The organism is Moorena sp. SIO3E8, from assembly GCF_010692445.1.
In the GTDB taxonomy this organism is placed as follows: Bacteria; Cyanobacteriota; Cyanobacteriia; order Cyanobacteriales; family Coleofasciculaceae; genus Moorena; species Moorena bouillonii.
Genome location: NZ_JAAHHM010000008.1, coordinates 52697 through 74104, shown reverse-complemented (window position 1 = coordinate 74104; position 21408 = coordinate 52697). Strand labels below are relative to the sequence as shown.

The following is a 21408-nucleotide window of genomic DNA, read 5'->3' as shown; positions in this document are numbered from 1 at the left end:
AAAATCTGCCTCAACGACTCAATCCTAACTTCTTGAATACTTTAGTGGTTAAACTAGGAGGCTGGTTGTAAGGTTTAGCCTTAGTAGTAAACTGAGGACGTTTTTCGGGTTGATGATAATATCGGTAATGTAAGAAAATATCCCGGTAGGGAAAGTCGATATTTTCCCCAGCACACAGTTTATTGAAAACTTTTGATTTGATTCCAATGTAATGGAGATAAGTCAGGCGATTCCCATGATCATAAAGTAGATTATCCCGAACCTCAAAGTGAGGAGATGTTACCGAATTACCGGTTCTTTTATCTTTAGGCAAACTCACAGCAAAATTATGGATTGATAACCCAGACCTCATCCTCATGTAGTTGAGTACAGATTGGTTAGGGGCTCGCTTATACAGAACCTCTGCTTCCCCATTAGCTAATTTAGAAACTAACCATTCTCGCTGCTCTTCAGGAAATAATCCTCGCTTAGCCCCATAAAATCCGGAACAGAAAATTTCTGAATTAATCTGGGATTCATCGAATACTTCTAGTAACTTCGGTGAGCCTACGTTAAAAATATGTGCTGGGTCTTTATACTGAAAGTCATAAACCACAAAATCACTCTCATCTAACTGCTTAAAGACGAAATCTAACGAATTCATCAGCAGAGTGTCAGCATCGAGATAGATAAATTTTTCAAATGGACTCTCTGGATCAAAGGCACAGTAACGATGATTTTCACCAACCCGATAAAATTTCGTCTTCATGCCTTGTGCCTGCCATTCTTGTAAGGCTGAGGGGTGAGTTTTCCAGACACGGTAGGAAAACTCTTCCCAACGGACAAATAGTTCTGGATTATCCAGCAAGATTACATTATCTCGGGTGGCAATGTCTTGACGGACCTTGTCTAACTGATCATTGTAGGCAATCACACAAACTGGAGTCTCTTTGCCAGCATTAACTTCTATACTATTGAGCAGTGCTACCAGTTGGTCGTAAACCACATCATTAGCTAATGTATAAATTCCTGTGCTCATCTAGACTTACCCCAGTTTTTCCACTACCTTAGACAAGAAGTTGAGTAAATTCAACTCATGTAAAATGATTTGACGTGCTTCTGCGATCGCATCTAGAGCCTCATGCCATGCATCCAGTGTAGCGGTCACTTCCTGAATGTAAGCTAAACCCTTTTCATCCTCACTTGGCAGTCTCAAAAAGCTTCCTGGAGGCAATAATTTATCAGCACCAGAACCACCATAGTAGATGGGTAAACACCACGCTAATAAAGCATCCCACAACTTTTCACTCACATACCAATCATTACCAGCATAGTTTTCAATCGCCAGGTTGTAGTAATAAGGAGCCATCGCATTCCACTTATTCCCTACTTTTCCATATCCGTTTACCCAGTCTGGCAAATCCCGTCCATACACGTCAAATTCTAGATCACTGTCCCTCAACAGCTTCAAAAACGCCAAACGCTGACGATGATTAGCCGTACGAGCAATACCGGAGGTAATCCAACAACAAGAACGAGTTTTTTCAGGTGCTCCCATTTCATTCAATTCACGAAACGAATTGTTGTGGTATGAAATAGCAGGCATATAGTCAGGAATGGGCGCAAAATCATCAGGACCACATACATAGCCACAGTATTCCTGAGCTTGTTTATATTCATTAATTCGGATCTCTTCCCGTTCTGGGAATGGAGGTTCCCGCACCAAAGAAATAATCCGTTCTTTTGGCACTCCCCGCAAGAGAGTCTTGAGATCTGGGACTTTCGGCTCAGGGGGCTTGTGAGCTAGCCCAAAAAAGTTGCCAAATTTGGGTAATCGTGGTTCGATGTCAGAAAATTCGTTAAAGTTGTATAGCAGTAAAAAATCCGGTTGAGGTGCAGTAGCTATCATTTGAATATTTTTCCAAACCCCCAAAGGACGAGGGGTTTGCTTCCATAGCCAATCAACAGGACTGGGTTTCAGTGCCTTATAGCTACTTATCATACCGATAACTTTTTTGTCCATAGTTTTGGACATAGCTTAATTCCCTAACTCATCAAGTTTAAGTTGATAATAATTTGATCAGCTTAGTTTAAGCTTAACGTAAGCATTCAGCTATCAGCTATCAGCCTATGCGCTACTTGAGGTACTACTATTCGCCCAGCACCTTAAGTAGCGCAATCGGTGCTTTTGAATAAAATAAGCTGTTCGCGCAGCGTGAGCTTTTAGCTCACGGCTGACGGCTGACTTCTGAATGCTTACAGCTTAACTTACTTAACTTAATTGTCAACTTATAATTGTCAACTTACTTGTTCACTTAATGTTCAACACTTTAGCCATTGGGAAATATCCCGACCAATCAAATCTTGAAGCTGGAGGATATCCTCGCGATAGAATTCAATCAATTGCTTCCGCACTGCTGGTGCTAACTTAGGTTTACCACGATTTAAATATCTAATCTTGTTAACTAGTTTATCCCTTAGGCCAGTAGGAAGCAATGGACTTAGAATTGATTTAACTGGGTGCGGTTGGTTCAAAAATGATTCCAACGCTTTGTTCTTGGGAAGGCGAGGAGCTTGCCTAACTTTTTCAGATATATCTGGGGTAAAGGTATCGTCTATCTCCAAAAAAACAAACATATCTTTCAGCATACCTAGAGAATTATTAGTCAAATATTCGTATAGATAAACCTTTATCTGGCTTTTGTCAAACGCATCAAAATAACGCTTTAGTTGGACATAGTAAAGTCCCCGTTGTTTATAGTACCAGAAAGACCACCAGTTATTTTTGATCCGCTCCTCTTCTTGGGCAAGAGCTTCAGCAAAATCCAGTGGTTCGCGCTCTTGCTTGATTAAATGTAAATAGTTGGAATAGGCTCTTTATGCTGGATCTCGAATAATGGCGATCAGTTTTGCCTTAGGTAATGTAGTACTTTATGCGTTCAACAGATTTCGCAATGTAGAGATAACTTGTAGATGCTTCCCCAATAGCTACTTGATTATTTACTTTTTTAAATAGGTTACGATAGGCGTCAAGATTAGTGACAATGAAATCAGCTTCTTTTTCATCTCCTAACCCACGGAAATCTAAATTTTCACCTTCAAAAGCAAAAAACCTAGGTTCCTTGGCAGGACTCATGTAGATTTGCGGATGCTGCTTTAGATATCGATAAATTGAAGTAGTTCCAGCCTTAGCTGCACCTATGATTAAAAAGTTGGGCATTGTCATGAGTCTATCTAGTTAACTGATCCTTGATAAACTTATCTTAGAATGTTTTTAATAAAGTCCTTAGATTAGACATGAAACGATCAGGTGAAGGAGGCTGACATGGTCATGTGGTCATGTCTTATTCTTTCCTCTTCTTTAGCTGATATCCTCATCATATCATCCCCCGATCTCGAGCTCTCGAGATCTATAAGTATTTTTAGTAAGCATAACCGAAATTGAGATCAGTAAGTGGGTTTATTTATACCCACTTATCAGGAGCTGGTGGGTACTCCTCTGTCAGCCATCAGTGCTCAGCCATCAGTGCTCAGCCGTGAGCCTTGGCCGTTGGCCAAGCTACGCGAATGGCTCACGCTACGCCAAAAGTTTAACATAAACCTCTTTGGGTATAATTTAATTATTGAGAGATTCATGAGAATTGAAAGTCTGGTGAAAAGCCCTTGGCCACGCTACTTGAGGTGCTTTGTGGCACAGGCCACAAGCGCTTTGACTTAACTGAGATTAAACGAATGCTTACCTCTTTGATTCAAAAGCACCTCAAGTAGCACCATCTGTAGCCCATTAGCTAATAGCTAAATGCTTACTTTAACCCTAAATGTAACCGTATTAATCAGATATTATAGGATGCATATATTCTGCTACATTGCTCATAATTTTGGCCATTCTATTTTCCCAAGAGAACTGACTCCCCCACTCAATTTGAGCAGCATAACCATTCACGTTTCTGGGATAGGTTTCTAATACCTGCTGGAGGCAACGAGTCAATTGAGCTGGGTTATCTGGTTGACACCAGCCAGCAATAGCACTGGACGATTTAAATTCCATCAACGGAGGAATTTCCGTTGCCACAATCGGAGTTCCTGAAGCCATATACTCAAAGAGCTTCAGAGGAGAGGTAAAGCTAGCCGCCTCACCAGAACAGTGAGGATGAGCCAAAACATCAGCAGCTTGGAGTAAGCTGGGAAGCTGCTGGTGGGGAATATAACCTAAGAAGGTAACATTGTTAGCTTGTTTTTCTTTAGCTAGCTGCTGATAAGACTGTACTTGAGATTCATTGCCACCAGCAAAGACAAATTGAATCTGTGGTAATTCCTTAGCAACATCAACTAATAAGTTTACCCCTTTGAAGCGATAGAGTCCTCCTGAATAGACCACTAACTTTTGGCGGTTATCCACCAAAAGTTTTTTGCGCCATTCAGAGGCTTGTTCTGGTTGTCTTACTAAAAAAGACTGATTGAAGCCACTATGGAGTTTGATAATCTTTTCTGGGGGCATACCCCTACGAATCATATCGTCCCGAATATTATCAGCTACGGTGACTGCGACTTGAAAAAGTGGGTTTTGGACAATGGATTGATCATAGTCACTTTTTTTATAATGTTCCCGCTCATAAATGACTGGTATACCATGCTTGATGGCTGTTTTGACTAAATTCCAATCCAACGTGTGTAAGATTTGAGTATGGGGAAAAATATGAATTGGAAAATAGTAACGACAAACGATTGTGCTGGGGCTAGTCAGTTTGCCTTTGATGTGACCAATGGGCCAAGGCATAGCTAGGGGAGCCACCTTGAGCTGATCCTGAATACTGTAAAACTTGGTCACGTTTTCCGGTGGCTGTTGGAGCCTAAAGGGATAAACCCAGTCTAAGGGATTTAGGGATTTCTCTGGGGGGTGGAGATAGACTAAAACAGTAGAATAACCAAGGTTAGCAGCAGCATTGGCGGAATTGACATCATGAACTAAGTGGGCAGCATTGGGTAATGGTAAAGTACTTCTGGTAAAAAAGATATAGTGTTTATTCATTATTAGTTAAGAAGTGTTAATTGATCAGATAGTCTGTTTGCAATTAATACTTAAGTAGTCTATTTACTGAGATCTCTACCACCATACTGCCCAAATTTTACCAAGCTATCCCCTTATATAGCGCTACGCGCAAGTCAGAAGTTAGAAGTCAGAAGTCAGAAGTAAGCTATGACTAAGTTTGCTGAGTTTAGGAATGTCCTAAGCTTAATGCGTAGTGCTATAACACTCTTACTTTTCATCAAACCATCCCGTCCGGACATCTCTAATTTCCAGCAATAGGGCGATTGCTAGTGTGTAAGCATTCAGCTATCAGCGTGTCGCGTATCAGCTTATGCGCGATGGGTCACAGCGTCGAAGCCTGTGCCACAAAGCTGTTCGCAAATCCCCAGACTTTCAATTCTGATTAATCTCGAACTATTAAATTATCCTGTTTGCGCGATGGGCATGCTACGCGAACGAGGTTTATTTTAAGCTGACGGCACCTCAAGTAGCGTGAGCTTTTAGCTCACGGCTGACGGCACCTCAAGTAGCACCATCTGTAGCGCATATGCTTATGCTAGTGTCTGCTATTGAAGATGGGGCAACGGATTGGTTAACCCATTTAACAGATGGATCGAGAATCGTCAACTACCAATGACCAATTACCCGATCCAATTACCCGATCTCGGATATGATAAGTAATCAACCGAATACGGTATCATATCTCACATCTTTTGTCATAAAACTAGTTTTATCTACGGTAGATATTCTCAATCATTTGTATAAAAAATAACATAAAATCATGAGGTATCAATTAGGGATCAATAGGATAGAAGCTTATTTTTAATAAAAATCACCTAGTCTTGGAGTGCCAATTTGTGCGGAATATTAAAATATGTAAACACTATTGCTAAGTATTGTTAAATTAATTCCCAAAAAAATAAGACTTAAATACAATAGTTAAGGAAAGATTAACGATTGCTGCCTCCAGATTAATCAGTTGAGTGGTTATATCTAACTAGTACAAGACAGCACAAATAAAGTAAAGCTACCATTCAAAACCAACGAAAAGCTTACATCATCAGCTTGCGGTGCGACCCGTGGCGAATTTAATTCGCCTACGGAAAGCGCACCGGGATCTGAATTTTGAATAATTCATTTTGAATTTACCAAAGCGGTACTAGTAGATGGTTGAACCAGGGTCGGTGCTTGTTAGAGGCAGTCATTTTTTAATAACTGACTGAATAAAACAAGGTTTAACATGCAGATAACACAGAACGTTTACTGTCCTAATTGTGGCAGTAGTGCTCAAAAGATTTATTGTCAAAACACTCACCTAACCCAGACTCAATGCCCCGTCTGTGATTATTTAATGATTAGCTGCTCTCGCACTGGCAGGGTGGTTGAGGCTTATGCCCCTGGCATCTATGCTCCTAGTGCTTAAGCAATGAGGGGGTGAGGGGGCGAACTCACGGCGTTGCTTAATAAGGGAATGATTTTAAGAGTTTTGTAGAATGGGCATCTTGCGTGGAATGGGCATCTTGCCCGTTCCTTAGATTTTCGGGCGGGCAGGATGCCCACTCTACTCCTATTCATTCGAAGGCAGGCAGGATGCCCACTCTACTCCTATTCATTCGAAGATTCAGCAACGCCGAACTCACAAGGGTAGGTTTTTAACACAAGGGTCAGGAAAACATCCCTTGTGTTTTTTTTTCACTTCCACAAAACACTACTTCTCTACTTCTAATTACTCCTAGATGCTCTAAGTTGTCCACAAGCGGCGTCTTTGTCAAGACCACGGGAATGGCGTACACTGACAGCAATGTGTTGCTGCTTAAGAGCTTCAACAAAGGCTTGAATCCTGCGGTAACTAGGGCGCTGGTAATCTACCTCACTAATGGGGTTATAGGGAATCAAATTGACATGACTCTGAAACCCCCTCAGGTTCTTAGCCAACTCAACAGCATGTTTTTGAGAGTCATTCAGTCCACCCAAAAGGATATATTCAAACGTCACTCGGCGACTTGTTAAGTTTACATAGTCTCGACATTCATCTAATAGTGCTTTGAGAGGATAGTGCTTGGCACTAGGAATCAGTTGCTCCCGTAGCTGCTGATTTGAGGCATGTAGACTGACGGCAAGGGTGACTTGTAGTTGATGCTGAGCGAGTTGGCGGATACGACCGGGAATACCAACTGTTGAGATAGTAAGCGATCGCGCTCCAATCCCCAGGTCCTGATTAAGAGACTTGACTGCACCTACCACAGCTTCGGTATTCAGCAAGGGTTCTCCCATACCCATAAACACCACATTGCTGACTCGTTGTTGAAAATCTTCTCTTACTGTTAAAACCTGATCGACAATTTCATGGCGAGCTAGATTGCGAGTGAATCCGCCTTTACCAGTAGCACAGAAGTCACAAGCCATGGGACAACCGACCTGGGAAGACACACAAACGGTCAGACGCTTTGGTGTGGGAATACCCACAGTTTCAATAATTTGACCATCTGATAACTGGAGCAGGTATTTTACCGTACCATCCTTTGCTTCTAAGCGGTAGTGTAACGTTGACCGACCAATGGGGACATCGGCGAGGGTGTTACGCCACTGTTTAGGAAAGACAGAAATTTGAGAAAGCGATCGCACTCCTTTTTGATAAATCCATCCGTGTAACTGACGTCCTCGATAAGCTGGTTGTCCCTGTTGTTGTATCCAGCTGGTTAACTCTACTATAGAAGCTCCTAACAATGGCGGAATTGAGTTTACCAGTGGTGAGACTGACTCCCTGACATTAGTCATGGTTTGGACGTTTGAACCATTGCTACTGAGGTCTGGTTGAGGGATAGAAACATCTGGGCACATAAGGGCTTTAGGGGAAATAGGATATCAGGATCTGATCAGAGCAAATAATTCTATAGCGTTTCTAGGATTTATGAGGTACGCTTTTAAACCTAAAAGTCCCCCTTGATAAGGGGGACCAACGGGGGATCCCTTTGTACCTCATGGCATAGAGAATTGCTATAACAGGAATTATCGTTAAGTTAAACTACCATGGCGATCGCTACTTCTTATTTAGACAGGGATCCTCGTGTTAAATCCTCAGTACATAATTTTAGTCATTTGTATAAAAAAATTAGATGGTTTTGCCCTGGACAAACCTCCTAATTATAGGCTATTTCAGACCCGGTACAAAGTTTAACTAATTTTTCAGGGCAATTATCTTCTGGAATCCGATGGTAGTGATGCACTAGTAAAATTTTAAAGTGCGCAGGATAATTAGTATGATCGTTGAATTCCTGTGGAGGTTTTCATGACTCAGACGATGGTTTTACCAGGCACTTACATTGAGGTGCGTGATCAGGGGTTAATTAGTCCTGGCGGGGTAGTTACAGGGAACATTGGAATTGTTGGCACAGCGGAAAAAGGACTTGTAGACCAGGTGCAATTGCTCGGTAGCTTGTCTGAAGCTAAGGAAATTTTTGGGAAAAGTGACGAGTGGCAAGATGGGACTAAAAATGAACTTACATTAATTCGTGCTCTAGAGCTGATTTATCAAAATGGAGGGCAAACAGTTTATGCCGTGCGGACAGCTGCAAAGTCAAGCTGCTCTAAGGCAAAATATGAATTGAAATCGGATTCGGAGACATTGCTGACGCTGCAAGCTAAAACTCCTGGTAATTGGGGCAATGAGATCAAGATTACAGTTACAGTTAACACAGAAATAACAGTCAAACTCTTCCAGGACAGAATTGAGGAAACATACTCAGTAAAAACAATTGAGGAACTCAAGACTGAGGTTAATCAAAAATCCGCTTTGGTGGAGGCTGAGGAGACTATAAAACCGGGAAAACCAAACCCCGTAAATGATGCCAACTTCAGTGGAGGCAACAATGGTGCTGATGCCGCCAGTGACGATTACAAAAGAAGTTTAGCTCTCCTAGAAAACGAAATCGTTAACATTGTGCTACTGGCTGGGCAAGATGTTAGCAAAACAGCGATGTTAACCGCTCTAGAGGGACACCTGAAGACAACAGCAGGAATCAAGCGAGAGCGCATTGGCATCATTGGTAGTGGCTTTACCAACGGTAAAGATAGCTTAGAAACTATTACTGGTCACACCCTCAATAATGACCGCATCATTTTTACAGCACCGGGAATTTTGGTTTCATCTCAAGGAAAGCAAAACAAGCTACCCGGTAGTTACCTAGCTGCTGCTGTGGCTGGGATGCTTTCTTCGTTGCCTGTACAAACCAGTCCCACTAACAAAACCCTAACAATTGAAGGTCTAACTACGGAATTTAACAGTGCAAAACTGGAAAAACTGGTCACAAACCGTGTTTTAACAGTAGAAAAACGGGCTGGATTTCGCATCGTTAAGGGAATAACCACTGATGATGGAGCCTGGAAGCAAATCACTACCAGACGGATTGTAGACTATGCAATCTACGGAGTTCGTAGCAGTTGCAATCCCTATATAGGTAAGTTGAATAATGAACGAGTGCGGGGAGCTATGAAAGCTACCCTGAATGCTTTCTTGACGCGCATGGTAGATAATGAAGCCTTGGTAAGTTATCAACTTGATGTATCAGCAACCCGCGCTCAAGAAAAAGAAGGGAAGGTGATGGTTACCATGACTCTAATGCCAACCTTTAGCATCGACTTTATCCAGGTGACGATGTATCTCGAGTAAAAAAAGACAGTCACGCACCATCAGCTGCCCTCACAACGAAGGATGAAAATCCTTAAATTTCGGAAATATTTAGGAGGACTAGTATGCCCAATGTTAATGTCTTTCGCGGTTCTGATGCCTCGTTAGTTCTAGCTGTCGATGACAGTGAGTCAGTAGAAGGTAAACTTGCGGATAGTTTAATTGGTGAGTATGAATTTTCGAGTATAGTTGGGCGCTTACAGAACGTAACGGTCAAGGTAGAAAATGAGTTACGACCTTACCACGAAATTGGTAAGCGTTTCCCAACGGAGTTGCGTCCCGGAAATATCAATGTTTCTGGCTTCGTGCAACGAGCTCATGTTAATGGGGCTTTAATTCGGCTGCTGCTGGGTGATGGAGCAACAAGTCCTCCACCAGTTGCCGCAATTCCTCAACCTTCCTTTAATATCGTAATTGCGCTGAAAAATCCAGCCTTTCCTGACCAAAGTAGTACCCTTACTGTGTTTGGTGTTAAGTTTGAAAGCTGGAGTTTTCAATTACCTGAAGATGATTTTGTGATGGAAGGAGTTAGCTTTAAAGCTTTACGCATTAGTGCAGAGGAAAAGAGTTAACCAATGACAAATAACTAATGAATTCAATGCTCAAATGGAACCAACACCAGAAGAACTCCTAGCTGGTTCTACCGTTATCTTTAATGTTGTAGTGCCTCCACATATCTTGCAACCTACTCAAAGCAATCAGCAGTCAGAGGCTGATGTGGTTGTGCAGCTACGTCCTTTGACTATTGGTACGTTTGGGCTAATTATGAAAGCCGGGAAAAATGATCCAGGGTTAATTCCCTTGTTGATGATCAAGGAATCACTGGTAAAGCCAGCGCTTTCCTTAGAACAAGTCAAAAAGATGCATCTGGGGTTGGTTAACTTTTTGATCGCTCAAATTAGACAAATCAGTGGGTTGACGGAAAAAAAAACCTAAATGGCTTGAGTGCTTCCCCATTGGTAAAAGCCAGCTACCGTTTAGCCCGTGCATTTGGCTGGACTCCCCAACAAGTGCAAACAATGACCATGGGGCAAGTCTCGATATACTTACAAATGTTAGATGAAGAAATTAGTCATGGCGATGCCTGGGGAAAGCTTTCCTAATATCAATAACGCTCTCGTCGCTCTTGGGGAAGCCCTACGTAGTGAGTTTCAAGCCTTGATTGGTGAATACACCGCAGGGGGGTTAGCTGGGAATTATTTGACGAGTGAGGATTGCTCTGAAATCCGCTGTTTAGAGGAAGTTGTATCTCAGGTTGGACAGCTAGGTGAGGAATTCACAGCTTTGGAGACCTGGCTGACTTCAGGGTTTATCCCAAAAGGTTTAGCAACTCCTAATCCAACTATGGAGGATAGTTGGTCAACACCAGTCCGTAGAGATCAAGTAAGCAAGGGGAATAATAGCGAAGTTTTTGTTACTTCAGGGGATGTATTGTCTAGGGTGGAATCAGGGGCTACAAGAAGGCAGAAGGCAGAGGGCACAGGGCAGAAGGTTCCCCCTGCACAGGAACTGGCGCATACAGATGGGGAGTTTAAGCCACCATTACCAATACTGCCTACAGAGACTCTTAACAGAAGGCAGAAGGCAGAGGGCAGAGGGCAGAAAGTGCCCACAACTACTCCTGCACAGGAGCTGACCCTAGATGAAGAACTCTTCCGTTCTTCCTCCTTTGCTCCCTCAACCCAACCTATATCTAAAAAACCGACTCTGGGCAGGAATGAAGAAGTAGTCTTACCAAAGCATTCGAGTAATGTTCAGGGTTTGAAAGAACTGGCCGAATTATTACCTTCCCAGGAACAGCTAGATTTAGCAAACCCTAATCTGGTTAGTGCCTCTGATCCCACGTTGTACTCAAACCTAGTAGATCCGGAGGACTTGGAGGATAACGGAGATCAAGTACTATTTACCAACGCAACTCCCGATCAACTGATTGATGACTATGGGAGTGGTGAAGAAATTAGTGGTGCGAGTCCCGAAACCTTGCAGAGGTTTCCCTTGGGTGCGGATATTGATATTGCATCACCCCAGGCTCTTCAAACTTCCAGTGATCCATCAGCCATCAGCCATCAGCTATCAGCCATCAGCCATCAGCCATCAGCTATCAGCCATCAGCCATCAGCTATCAGCCATCAGCCATCAGCCATCAGCCATCAGCCATCAGCCATTACCCATTACCCATTACCTATTACCCATCAGCCATTACCTATTACCGATTACCCATTACCTATTACCCATTCTTCCGATCCCAGCAAGCTAGAAACAGAGGTTGAAACAGATATGATCAGCCGCAACGGTACACCAGAAATGGACTTAGATGAGATTATGGACGCGATCGCTCGCAAAGTCAGTCGCGAATACCGTAGATTTTATGGGAGCAGCTAATCATGGCTATTGAGTTAGGAGGAATTAAGCTAAACCGGGTGCATCGGCTGGTCACCCTAGAGCAAGCGAATTTGATCTCCCATCGTGTTCCTGGTATGGCAGGAAACCTTGTGCAGGACTTGGGACGGGATTCAGTATTCTTAGGGATTAGTGGTATCTTTTACGGTTCTCAAGCAAGTAAGGACTTGGAGAAACTGCGACAAATTTACAAACAGCGGAAACCTGTGGATTTTATTGCCGAAATTGTTGGCAGAAGCTACTTTGGCCAGGTTATTGTGGAACGATTTGAGGTGTTTCAATTAGCTAAGGAGCCAGAGCAGTTCAGCTATACTTTGACCATTGCTGAGTATACTGATCCTCCTAGTAGTCAAGGGTTTGCAGGTGTTGCTAAGGTAGACGATTCGATTCAGGTTAAGGCGAAGAATCTGATGGATGTTGCCACTCTTCCTGATGCTCTACAACTGGGTACTATTCCGGAAATTACTAACCCATTTGAACCGTTAAAAAGAGCTTTAGAACCCGTACAAGAAGCCACAAAAGATTTAGATAAAGTAACAGAAGGATTAAAAGCTATTTTTGGGATTTAAGTTGCCGTTTTTAGCTTTAAACCAGCTTTTACACACAAGATTAAGTTAATCAGACTCAAGATTATGGCACTCTCTATTGTCGAGCAATTCAAAGACATTAATCCTAAAGTAGCATTTGCTGATGCTCAAAATCAATGTACTCAAGCGGAAATTACTGTTGCTCAACTGGCTCAAAATGGTCTTCCTGATGTTGGTAATTATCAGCAGCAAATAGAAGAGCAGCTTCCTCAGGTCGATTTTACAAATGTAAAGAAGATAATTGCCCAGGTGCCTTTATCTGCTGGGGAACTGAAAGCAGAATTATCCGGAAAAATCGACCAACTCACAGAACTTAACTTCGACAGCCTTACCGCAGCCATTCCCTTACCCAAGGCAGCTGATTTCGGAGATTTGAAGATTGCTGATGAAATTAAAGATACGATTTCCTCTTTAACTCAAGACTTGATAGGTAGTTTCAGTATCGGAGAATTGCCTACAGGCACACCAACTATCTTTGGGGAATTTGAAGAATTTGTCACCAAGGCAGGGATGCTACCTGTTCGCACCTTGGATGTTTTATTCAAAGGACTAAAAAAATTACTCGATAAATTGTCAGATCCAGATGAATTACTGAAAAAATTTGAGTCACAAGCCCTCACCGAAATTTTTAAGGAACAGATTAACTCCTTAGCAGAACAACTTCCTTCCAAGGCTATTAGCCGCATTGAAAGTAATATTAAGCGGCGAATTGAATTAATAGCAGAATATAACAAACTGCTGGATTCCCTAAAAGACCCTACTTCCCTAAAAAAAGAGCAATTTAAAGAACTGATAAAAAGAACTAGAGCGATTGCTAGAGAATTTGAGAGCATTGATGCTAGCACAAAGACAGCTCTGGCAAATTTACAAAACTTTGATATCACAAATTTACAAACTGCTTTAGAGGAATTAATTAGTACTACAGAAGGTGGTGCTACTACAGGAGGTTTAGTTCCTTTCTTTAATAAAATCAAGACTTATATTGAGACTCTGACAGCTAAAGTTAAAACTATTACCGATAAACTCAGGGAGTTTGCCCATAAAATACCAAAGGTTATTGAACAAGCAATTAGTCAGGTTGAGGAGATTGCTACTAAAGTCACCAAAGCTATTACCGACAAAATTCAGCAGGGAGAAGAGCTGTTAAATAAAGTCAAAAGCTATCTTGAATAAATTATTCAAAAGGTTAAAGAGTTTCTTAAAAATACTTATGGGAAGTCCCAAGAATTAGTTAAACCATTTAAAAAAGTATGTAATGAAGCCTCCACAACTATTGTTGGTAAAGTTGATGAATTTTCTAAAAACCTCGAACAGCAAACTGACCACATAAAAACGTCAATTGAAAGTGTTAATACTCAAATTAAAACCCAGCTCAACCGAGAGCAGTTAGACCATAAAATCAATGAGCTGTTTGACAAAGTTAGTGCCATTTTGGACAGTCCTCAGATTACTAATGCCCTAAAACAAGCTGAAGAGGGTATGGGGACAATTACTGACAATCTCAAAGAAGTGTCCCTTAAACCAGCGTTTCAAGTGGTGGTAACCAAAAGCAATGACTTGGAGAAGGAGTTAAAAGCGGTTGATGTCTCTACCCTTAGTACCCCGGTTAAAACCGCACTAAAAGTGGGAACAGAGGTAATTAAAGCGGTGGATGTTCCGGGTGTCGTTAACCCTGAGTTGAAAGCTGCCTTTGATGAGATTTTAGCTCCCTTAGACAATATTGTGGCTTTAATCGAAGGGGAATTTAATAAAATTAACGACAAAATTGAATCTTTACAACCTGGTACTCTGGTGGTTGATTTTCTCGAGCCCTATCTTACTCCTGTGATCAATAAATTAAATGAGTACAAGCCTTCTATACTTCTTCAACCAGTTAAAGACTTTTATAATGATATCATTGAAAAACTAGAAGTGATTAATCCCAAGCAATTGTTGGATTTGTTAGAAGAATTATACGAAAAGTTGTTAGGGGTGATTGAGTCCTTATCTCCCAAAACGATAACAGATTTCCTGAATCAGCAGCTGGCAACTGTCAAAACCCAGCTAGATAATTTACCTGTCGAGAAGCTTGTGGGCAAAGTGACGGATGGTTTGAGTCAAGTAGATAAGCTGATGGCGAATATCGGGTTGTCAGATGTCCTCAAGTCAGATTTTTGGAACACTTTGCAGGAGATATTGAGCTTCAGTTTTGCCGAAAAAATTCAAGAGGTTGAGAAAATCCGAGATGGGATCGTGACCAAGGTGAATGCAGTTGATGAGCAGGGTTTGACACAGCAATTGCAGGAACTCCAAAACGCGATCGCAACTTACACCCAGACTCCCGATGATCTAGCAACCGATGGCGTTGCCGGACAAGTGACAGCTTATCAGCAGGTGGTAGCAACTCTACCAGCACCACCAGCAGCCAGCTTGCCAACTCTACCAGCAGAAATTGCTGTAGATTATGAAGATTTGCGAAAACGCTTGGAAAACCTTTATCAAAACTTTACTGCAACTTCCCCCCAAGAGGTTCTCGAACAAGTCAATACTATCGTTACAGACACCACTAGACTCCAGGGGAATGAGAGCCAACGCGATCGCTTGCAAGAAAGTGCCAACCGCACTTCTCCTCAGCAGGTAATGGCTAACTTCAAGCAAGTTATTCCCGATGAACTCAACCGACAGATTGTCAATCCTCTGCGGGAAATTCTCCAAGCTTTGGACAAATTACTAGAGCAGCCTCGTACTGTTCTTGGTGACATTGGCAATGTGATCAAAATTATCGAGGATGCTCCGAAACGATTAGTGGAGATTCTCAGCCAGGTTGCTCAGACGCTAGGAGACCAAATTCGTCAGGCAATTAATGGGGTTAAGAATGCCATTGACAGTCTGACTAATGAGGTAGTAAAAGCAATCGAAGGGACATATACAACAACTTTGGAAACCTTAAAGTCTCTGAGGCCGAAGCTACTGCTGAATTCCTTTGATGAGAGTGACTTTAAAGATATTGATAGTTTAATCCAAAAACTTGCTCAACCCGAGGATAACGTTTCTAAGTACATCAATAGTAAGCTTTCTGAGACTACTAAATTGTTGCTAAAGGCGAAGACAGAAGGAACTAAACAAGCGGTGATTCGAGAGTTGAATAACCTGCTGCTCCAGGAAGACTTCTACAATAAGCAACGGTTTGAGGGAGTAACCTTGACTACCGAGGTTAAAGTTTTAAGTTTAGGTGACTATAAAAGTGATCTGGTTCACTTTAACCGTTTGTTAATCGAAGCGAGTTATACCCAAGACCTGATTGTGATGAATATGGAATCAATTTTCCCTTATTTAAAAGACAAGCTCAAAGAGATTTATCCTCAAAACATTGTTGATGAACTAGACCAGTTACATGGAAATATAATCCAACTATTAAGAGACATTCCTCAGGCAGTAGGTGATGCTCTAGATAGCCAGTATCAGCAAAAAGTAGTGCAAAAGACCGAAAAATTGCGAGCAGCTATTAATAAGCTTTTTTTAGCACTGCGGCAACGGCTTGAGCAGCTAAAAAGTGAACTGGATATTGGTTTGGAGGATGTGGCTGATTCTTTTGATCGCTTGTTGAATGCTTTGCCGGTTTAGTTAGGGAATAGGTAATAGGTAATAGGGAATAGGGAATAGGTAATGGGTAATGGGTAATGGGTAATGGGTAATGGGTAATGGGTAATGGGTATTAGGTAATGGGTAGTAGGTAGTAGGTGATTGGGAGCTTAGTGCTATGTTAAGTTGATCTTGATGGAAAATTTTTACAATTAAAGATTTTACTTTCCCGATTCCCGATTCCCGATTCCCGATTCCCGATTCCCGATTCCCGATTCCCGATTCCCGATTCCCGATTCCCGATTCCCGATTCCCCATCACCTATTACCTATTACCTATTACCTATTACCCATTCCCCTGATGTTAAAAATTGCTTACACCATTAAAATTGGTAGCGTTGTCTGTAACGCTGGGCAACAAACGCAGCTCATTGAGTTGCGATCGCATAGTTCTTTAACTATTCCGGTTAATACCTGCTGTCTTGTTCTCGGATTGCCACAGGGTTTAACTATTAGCCCAGAAGAGTCGGTAGCGGTGGAATTGGGCTATGAGAATAAGCAAACGTTAGTCTTTACCGGTAAGGTTAGTAGGGTAGACTGGAGCATTGACCGTGTCAGGATTGAGGCTGCCAGCACTTTTGGGAGTTTGACCGCAGCTCGGTTAAATCGGGTTTACGAAAAACCAAATGCTGGAGATATTGTCAAAGATATTCTCAAGTTGGGCAAGGTGAAGGTGGGGCAAGTGGAGAATGGTCTGAAATTTTCGGTCTATGGGGTGGGAGAGTTGAGGTCAGCCTATGACGAGCTCGAGACCTTAGCACAACAATGTGGCTTTGATTTCTATGCCAACACCCAAGACAAAGCTGTATTTGCCAAATATAACCCTGCCAGTACCCATCAATTCAAATATGGGGAAGACATTCTGGCCTTGGAATTGGAGCAACCCCATCCTGGGGTTGAGCAGGTAGAAATTTACGGGGAAAGTCCCAGCAGTCAAGGACAAGGAGAACAGGCTTACTCTCAATACGGTTCGGTTAAGCTCTAAGCAGTATTGATTACATAGAATGTTCGTGTTTCACTTTTGGCTCCAATTCCTTTATGTATTGGTTTCTTGGAAGGAAATTTAGCTCTAGTTTTTTTAACTTTGATATAATTTTGGTAGCATTTTCAATTGATAGGTCGTATTGACAATTTATGACCTATCTTTTTTTACCATAATTTGGTCAATTTAAGATATATCAAGGGTTACAGGGCGCTTGTCGCCCCCCCAGGCTGATGTCCCCAACTAAAACCAAGATATCGCCAGATATCTTTGATTGATTGCAATTTTGATAACACGGTTTAACCCTGATTAAATTTCCAGTAATACGGGAGCCTCAAAGCATCCAAAAGTAACTGCTTCTTGGGGTGTTTGCTGGCAAGCCAGAACCGAGCCATCGATTGAGCCTGCGATTTGTAAGGCTTGGGTTACCAGTTCCGAACAAAATATTCTTTGTATGTTCTGGCTATCAGAAGGAACCAAATATCGGTTAACTTTCAGCCAAGCTCCGATGGACTTCCAGCAGCTATACCTGACTTGGCGCTCATGAAGATTCCACAGCCAATTTTGCATTTTATCGATCCCTTCCGAACTTAATGGTTTTGCCAAAGGAACCCACCAAGCTTGTCCGTAGTTTCGATAAGCATTGAGCCAATTCTCCAGGTAGTGAATTTGTACTCCTGGTTTACATTTTTGGTTTCTAAAATCGGGCAAACTTGTGTAACTTGTGGACTCAGCGATCGCCACCTTTGCGTTCCCGTTCGCTTCCAGATCGGAATCCAGGACAATCGCCGTATGACTGTAATCGCTTCCAGTGAAGTATCGAATCAGAGCAGCATCGATCTTCAGTCCAGAAAAAGTAATCAGATCTCCTGGTTTAAATGGATAGAGAGACTCAATCAAATTTTGGGGTGGGCTAGGGCGAGGGCTTGTCAATCTAATTGAATCTAACATCGACTTATTCAACTCAATGACAGTAAATATGAACTCGAGAGTCAACCTCAGTTTCGATCTCGATTCATTTTTTTTTTACAGAGTAATTCTAGCCTATAGTGGAATTTTTGGGAATAATTCTTGTGATTATTTCCCGAATAACCTGCTGTTGGATCGGATGTGACACTCACCCCTCAACCGACCTAAAGATCACAAAATTCCCGAACTGCTGCCCAAATTAACTCCATCACATCCCGCAAACCATGTTCGCTCTCCAATTCAACCAATTGCACCCAAGGGCGGGTACTGGCATAATCACGACTCGCGATCATAGGAATCACCTCATCGTAGCACCCATGTAGAATCAGAGTAGGTACTTGTCGCCCTAGCTCCAAACCCTCATACTGACGGGCATCTTCTACAAACTGGTAGTGCAAGGGAAGCGTTCGCTTTTCTCGGTAATGATAAATATCTAGATATCCTTGGGAGCGCCACTGATTGAGCTGTTCTGCTCCTAATTTCGGCAACCAATGGCCAAGAAACCCAAATGCTGGTGCTAGTAGAACCAGTCTCTTGATTTGTGGATTGTTTTGTGCTACGTGTGCAGCGCTCAAAGCACCCAAACTAGAGCCGATTAACGTGACTGGTGTTCCATCTAAGGGCAGTAATGCTCCCACTTGACTAAGCTGGCGACTTATTGTTAAATGGTTAAAGTCATCTTGATTAAGGTCAGGAATTACTAGAGAGACATTTAGGCCAGCAAAAGCTTGCTGTAGATACACCGCCTTGGCTGACTCAGGGCTAGATGCGAAACCGTGTAGATAGATAAATCTCAAAATCCTTGTCCTTTGTGGTTCTACTTAATCCGATAAAGGATTTTGGTTGCTGCGCTGTCTCATGAATTGAGCAAACTGGATACGTTGTTCAGGAGTCATCACCTCTCGCATCTGCAACATACTCTCAAAGTGTAACTCTCCTAGCTGCCGGTTCAATAGTTGAACCTGTTGGTATTGAGTGCGGATAGTTTCTCTGTCAGCTGTACCCACCATCAACTCACTTAATGTCTGCTTCGCTTGACTCACTTCCTGACGAAGATCTATAATGGATTCTTCATACTCCAGCTTAATGGTTTTTAGCTGCTGCCTTTGCACCTGGTTGAGCTTGAGTTGCCTCATTAACCTATGCTTACTCGATTTTCGGTGTTGTTGACCCTCACGGCTGGGAATCAATTGAGAGGTTATAGGCTTGGTATTAGCTACAGCAGTGCAGCCAGTCAGGGTAACCAAGAGAATTGACAAAACATAACCTGGACGTAACAGCATGGAAGTTACCTATAAATGTCTTTAATTTAAAGTTTGTAAGAAATATTTAAGGTTTAAAATTCAACTTGAAGGTTGAAGTTTGAAGGTTGAAGGTTGAAGGTTGAAGGTTGAAAGTTGAAGGTTGAAGGTTGAAGGTTGAAGGTTGACAACCCACTTTTACCTTGCCATAGCCGTTGGCTAGAGCCAACCTTTTAACAGGTCAAACCTTATCCTCTATAGGTGATCCTGAGGTGATCGTTCCTACTATGGGTTTTTATTGTCCAGTATTGGCTAAGATCATCCAATCAGCTGGTGGAGTATGAATGACATTGCTCACCGATGTCTCTCCCACAACTCCATGCCAATTTTTCTCTAAGAAAGCTTCTAGAGTGGTTAAATTGTGAGTGCGGTAACCACTCCAAGCCATCAGTAAACCAACAGCGATGGCTGATGGAACTAACCAAAGCTGTGGTTTACGACTAGGCGGTTGGGATTTAGCGATCGCATTGATAACTCGTTCCTCCAACTCAAATGCTGCTGGTGGAGGAGTAGGTCGATGTTGGCGCAGAAATGCTTGCCATTGTTCGTCATCAGGTTGAAACTGAGTCATGGCATGTCTCCTTGTTGTTGGATGATATATTTCCGTAGGGAAGTTCGAGCGTGGAAAAGACGAGACTTAACCGTTCCGAGAGCTATGCCCAAAATTTTAGCAACTTCCTTTTGTGGCAAATCCTCTAAATCATGTAGCACCAGCACAGCACGATGGTTCAAGCTCAGCTGCTGGATTCCTTTTTGAATCATGTCCTGATAGTGCAACTGCATCAGATCAGGAGTATGGGAGGATTTGGCATTTTTTAGGGGTAGATCAGCTGTGTCCTCTGGAAGTTGAAGGTTTAAAGCACGTTGCCGTTGCAAATTGCGCCGCTGATCCGATGCCACATTCCAGCAGATGCGGTAAAGCCAGGTGGAGAACTGTGAGGGTTGCCGCAGTTTTGGTAAGCCTTTCCAAACTCGTAGGAACACCTCTTGTACTAAATCATCAAGAGCATAAGCACCACATAGCTGATAGATAGTTGACCTGACGCGCTGCTGATAGCGTCGGTATAGTTGGCGAAAACTCTGCTGGTTCCCCTGTTGGCACTGCAATACCAACTCTGTGTCTGTGCTGGTTGTTTTTGCAGCAGCAGAATCTTCTTTGGAAGCCTGGGCTGATCTGACTGACAACTGTGGGTTCTTCCTCACCGCTTTGTTTTCCTATGTTATTTAGACTCACTGGCCAACAGAATGGTTCAATTTGGTAAAAGTTTAGCCAGAAATGGAGCCAGCGGGGGTAGGGTGACCGTAAGCATTCAGCTATCAGCACCTCAAGTATCAGCTCATGGGCACGCTACACCGAACAGCCAAAGGCCTGTGGCCACGCTACACGGAACAGTTTATGCCCATAGCGCACGCTGTCAGCCATGCAAAGCGCGAGTGGGGGAAACCACGGCAGTCGCTCATGGGGGAAACCCCCAAGACCGCGCTGCCTCCCCGTGAGGCCACTGCATCGCTACTGTTCGCGCAGCCTGCGCGTAGCGCAATCGGTGTTTTTGAATAAAATAAGCTGACGGCTGATGGCTGACGGCTGATGACTGACGGCTGACCGGGTTTGGGTTAGGTCAGAAGATAGAAGAGTCAACAGCTCTAGGGATTCCTGGTCTTACTGACACAACAATCGGTGGCCAAACCGTACCCCCGTTGCTCCTATAGCCGACACCCGGTCAGCCCCTTGAGCGTATTATGGTCACAAGAAGCACGGAAAATTTGCAGATCTTTACTAAGTCTTTAATGTCGAGTTACTTTTGATATGATTAACTTTTATTATTATTATTTCCATATATAGGTTGCATCTGA

26 protein-coding genes are annotated in these 21408 nt (G+C 42.7%); 12 read left to right on the top strand and 14 right to left on the bottom strand.

Going from position 1 to position 21408, the window contains the following annotated elements; all coding sequences use genetic code 11:
* Nucleotides 1–10 precede the first annotated feature (10 nt).
* From F6K46_RS05870 to F6K46_RS05855, 4 genes are all read right to left on the bottom strand, one after another.
* On the bottom strand, nt 11–1018 hold the full coding sequence (locus F6K46_RS05870) for an Npun_R2821/Npun_R2822 family protein (RefSeq protein WP_293054642.1): 1008 nt from the start codon (nt 1016–1018) through the stop codon (nt 11–13).
* Nucleotides 1019–1024: 6 nt separating this feature from the next.
* Nucleotides 1025–2002, bottom strand: coding sequence for a glycosyltransferase family 10 (locus F6K46_RS05865; RefSeq protein WP_293054667.1), 978 nt, complete (start codon nt 2000–2002; stop codon nt 1025–1027).
* Between the two features lie 299 nt (nt 2003–2301).
* The gene (locus F6K46_RS05860) at nt 2302–2649 is read right to left on the bottom strand and encodes a hypothetical protein (protein WP_293054640.1); all 348 of its coding nucleotides are present in this window, start codon (nt 2647–2649) and stop codon (nt 2302–2304) included.
* Between the two features lie 244 nt (nt 2650–2893).
* Nucleotides 2894–3205 (bottom strand): hypothetical protein, encoded by a 312-nt coding sequence (locus tag F6K46_RS05855; RefSeq protein ID WP_293054638.1) that lies wholly within the window; start codon nt 3203–3205, stop codon nt 2894–2896.
* Between the two features lie 228 nt (nt 3206–3433).
* On the opposite strand from F6K46_RS05855, the gene F6K46_RS05850 reads away from it, so the two are divergent.
* Complete coding sequence (locus F6K46_RS05850; RefSeq protein WP_293045961.1) at nt 3434–3697, top strand: hypothetical protein; 264 nt, start codon at nt 3434–3436, stop codon at nt 3695–3697.
* Between the two features lie 111 nt (nt 3698–3808).
* On the opposite strand, the gene F6K46_RS05845 is transcribed toward F6K46_RS05850, so the two are convergent.
* Nucleotides 3809–5008: a glycosyltransferase gene (locus F6K46_RS05845; protein ID WP_293045963.1), complete on the bottom strand. Its 1200-nt coding sequence runs from the start codon at nt 5006–5008 to the stop codon at nt 3809–3811.
* Between the two features lie 1240 nt (nt 5009–6248).
* Here F6K46_RS05845 and F6K46_RS05840 point away from each other — a divergent pair.
* Nucleotides 6249–6431: a replication restart DNA helicase PriA gene (locus tag F6K46_RS05840; RefSeq protein WP_293024026.1), complete on the top strand. Its 183-nt coding sequence runs from the start codon at nt 6249–6251 to the stop codon at nt 6429–6431.
* 299 nt (nt 6432–6730) lie between these two features.
* Here the strand turns inward: F6K46_RS05840 and rlmN are convergent, their stop codons facing one another.
* The gene (rlmN, locus tag F6K46_RS05835; RefSeq protein ID WP_293054665.1) at nt 6731–7786 is read right to left on the bottom strand and encodes a 23S rRNA (adenine(2503)-C(2))-methyltransferase RlmN; all 1056 of its coding nucleotides are present in this window, start codon (nt 7784–7786) and stop codon (nt 6731–6733) included.
* 511 nt (nt 7787–8297) lie between these two features.
* Between rlmN and F6K46_RS05830 the strand changes: the two genes are divergently transcribed.
* The 8 genes from F6K46_RS05830 to F6K46_RS05795 all read left to right on the top strand — a co-directional run bounded on the left by F6K46_RS05830 (nt 8298) and on the right by F6K46_RS05795 (nt 16285).
* Nucleotides 8298–9677 (top strand): phage tail sheath C-terminal domain-containing protein, encoded by a 1380-nt coding sequence (locus tag F6K46_RS05830; RefSeq protein WP_293054636.1) that lies wholly within the window; start codon nt 8298–8300, stop codon nt 9675–9677.
* 83 nt (nt 9678–9760) lie between these two features.
* The gene (locus F6K46_RS05825) at nt 9761–10267 is read left to right on the top strand and encodes a hypothetical protein (RefSeq protein WP_293054634.1); all 507 of its coding nucleotides are present in this window, start codon (nt 9761–9763) and stop codon (nt 10265–10267) included.
* A gap of 34 nt (nt 10268–10301) precedes the next feature.
* Entirely contained in the window at nt 10302–10631 is a 330-nt protein-coding gene (locus F6K46_RS05820) for a hypothetical protein (protein WP_075899926.1), read from the top strand.
* Nucleotides 10632–10636: 5 nt separating this feature from the next.
* Nucleotides 10637–10798 carry a hypothetical protein gene (locus F6K46_RS05815; RefSeq protein ID WP_158069592.1) on the top strand — a complete coding sequence of 54 codons (162 nt, stop codon included), beginning with the start codon at nt 10637–10639 and terminating at the stop codon, nt 10796–10798.
* Nucleotides 10770–12077, top strand: a complete 1308-nt coding sequence (locus tag F6K46_RS05810) for a hypothetical protein (RefSeq protein WP_158069593.1) — start codon at nt 10770–10772, stop codon at nt 12075–12077. Before F6K46_RS05815 ends, F6K46_RS05810 begins: the two co-directional genes overlap by 29 nt.
* A 2-nt stretch (nt 12078–12079) precedes the next feature.
* The gene (locus F6K46_RS05805; RefSeq protein ID WP_075899928.1) at nt 12080–12664 is read left to right on the top strand and encodes a DNA circularization N-terminal domain-containing protein; all 585 of its coding nucleotides are present in this window, start codon (nt 12080–12082) and stop codon (nt 12662–12664) included.
* Between the two features lie 63 nt (nt 12665–12727).
* Nucleotides 12728–13855 (top strand): hypothetical protein, encoded by a 1128-nt coding sequence (locus F6K46_RS05800; RefSeq protein ID WP_293054630.1) that lies wholly within the window; start codon nt 12728–12730, stop codon nt 13853–13855.
* Nucleotides 13856–14113: 258 nt separating this feature from the next.
* The gene (locus F6K46_RS05795; RefSeq protein ID WP_293054628.1) at nt 14114–16285 is read left to right on the top strand and encodes a hypothetical protein; all 2172 of its coding nucleotides are present in this window, start codon (nt 14114–14116) and stop codon (nt 16283–16285) included.
* Here the strand turns inward: F6K46_RS05795 and F6K46_RS05790 are convergent, their stop codons facing one another.
* Entirely contained in the window at nt 16286–16561 is a 276-nt protein-coding gene (locus F6K46_RS05790; protein ID WP_293054626.1) for a hypothetical protein, read from the bottom strand.
* Between the two features lie 42 nt (nt 16562–16603).
* Between F6K46_RS05790 and F6K46_RS05785 the strand changes: the two genes are divergently transcribed.
* The gene (locus F6K46_RS05785) at nt 16604–17287 is read left to right on the top strand and encodes a hypothetical protein (RefSeq protein ID WP_293054624.1); all 684 of its coding nucleotides are present in this window, start codon (nt 16604–16606) and stop codon (nt 17285–17287) included.
* 306 nt (nt 17288–17593) lie between these two features.
* On the opposite strand, the gene F6K46_RS05780 is transcribed toward F6K46_RS05785, so the two are convergent.
* The 6 genes from F6K46_RS05780 to F6K46_RS05755 all read right to left on the bottom strand — a co-directional run bounded on the left by F6K46_RS05780 (nt 17594) and on the right by F6K46_RS05755 (nt 20757).
* Complete coding sequence (locus tag F6K46_RS05780; protein WP_293054622.1) at nt 17594–18235, bottom strand: hypothetical protein; 642 nt, start codon at nt 18233–18235, stop codon at nt 17594–17596.
* A 182-nt stretch (nt 18236–18417) separates the two neighbouring features.
* Complete coding sequence (locus tag F6K46_RS05775) at nt 18418–19050, bottom strand: YqiA/YcfP family alpha/beta fold hydrolase (protein WP_293054620.1); 633 nt, start codon at nt 19048–19050, stop codon at nt 18418–18420.
* Nucleotides 19051–19074: 24 nt separating this feature from the next.
* Nucleotides 19075–19536, bottom strand: coding sequence for a Spy/CpxP family protein refolding chaperone (locus F6K46_RS05770; protein WP_293054618.1), 462 nt, complete (start codon nt 19534–19536; stop codon nt 19075–19077).
* Nucleotides 19537–19582: 46 nt separating this feature from the next.
* Nucleotides 19583–19723: a hypothetical protein gene (locus F6K46_RS05765; RefSeq protein WP_293054616.1), complete on the bottom strand. Its 141-nt coding sequence runs from the start codon at nt 19721–19723 to the stop codon at nt 19583–19585.
* A gap of 66 nt (nt 19724–19789) precedes the next feature.
* Nucleotides 19790–20125, bottom strand: a complete 336-nt coding sequence (locus F6K46_RS05760) for a hypothetical protein (protein WP_293054614.1) — start codon at nt 20123–20125, stop codon at nt 19790–19792.
* Nucleotides 20122–20757, bottom strand: coding sequence for a sigma-70 family RNA polymerase sigma factor (locus F6K46_RS05755; protein ID WP_229415233.1), 636 nt, complete (start codon nt 20755–20757; stop codon nt 20122–20124). The genes F6K46_RS05760 and F6K46_RS05755 overlap by 4 nt, the downstream gene beginning before the upstream one ends.
* A gap of 93 nt (nt 20758–20850) precedes the next feature.
* Between F6K46_RS05755 and F6K46_RS05750 the strand changes: the two genes are divergently transcribed.
* On the top strand, nt 20851–21051 hold the full coding sequence (locus F6K46_RS05750; protein ID WP_158069479.1) for a hypothetical protein: 201 nt from the start codon (nt 20851–20853) through the stop codon (nt 21049–21051).
* A 13-nt stretch (nt 21052–21064) separates the two neighbouring features.
* Here F6K46_RS05750 and F6K46_RS05745 read toward each other — a convergent pair whose 3' ends face one another.
* Complete coding sequence (locus tag F6K46_RS05745; protein WP_293054611.1) at nt 21065–21193, bottom strand: hypothetical protein; 129 nt, start codon at nt 21191–21193, stop codon at nt 21065–21067.
* Between the last annotated feature and the right edge of the window lie 215 nt (nt 21194–21408).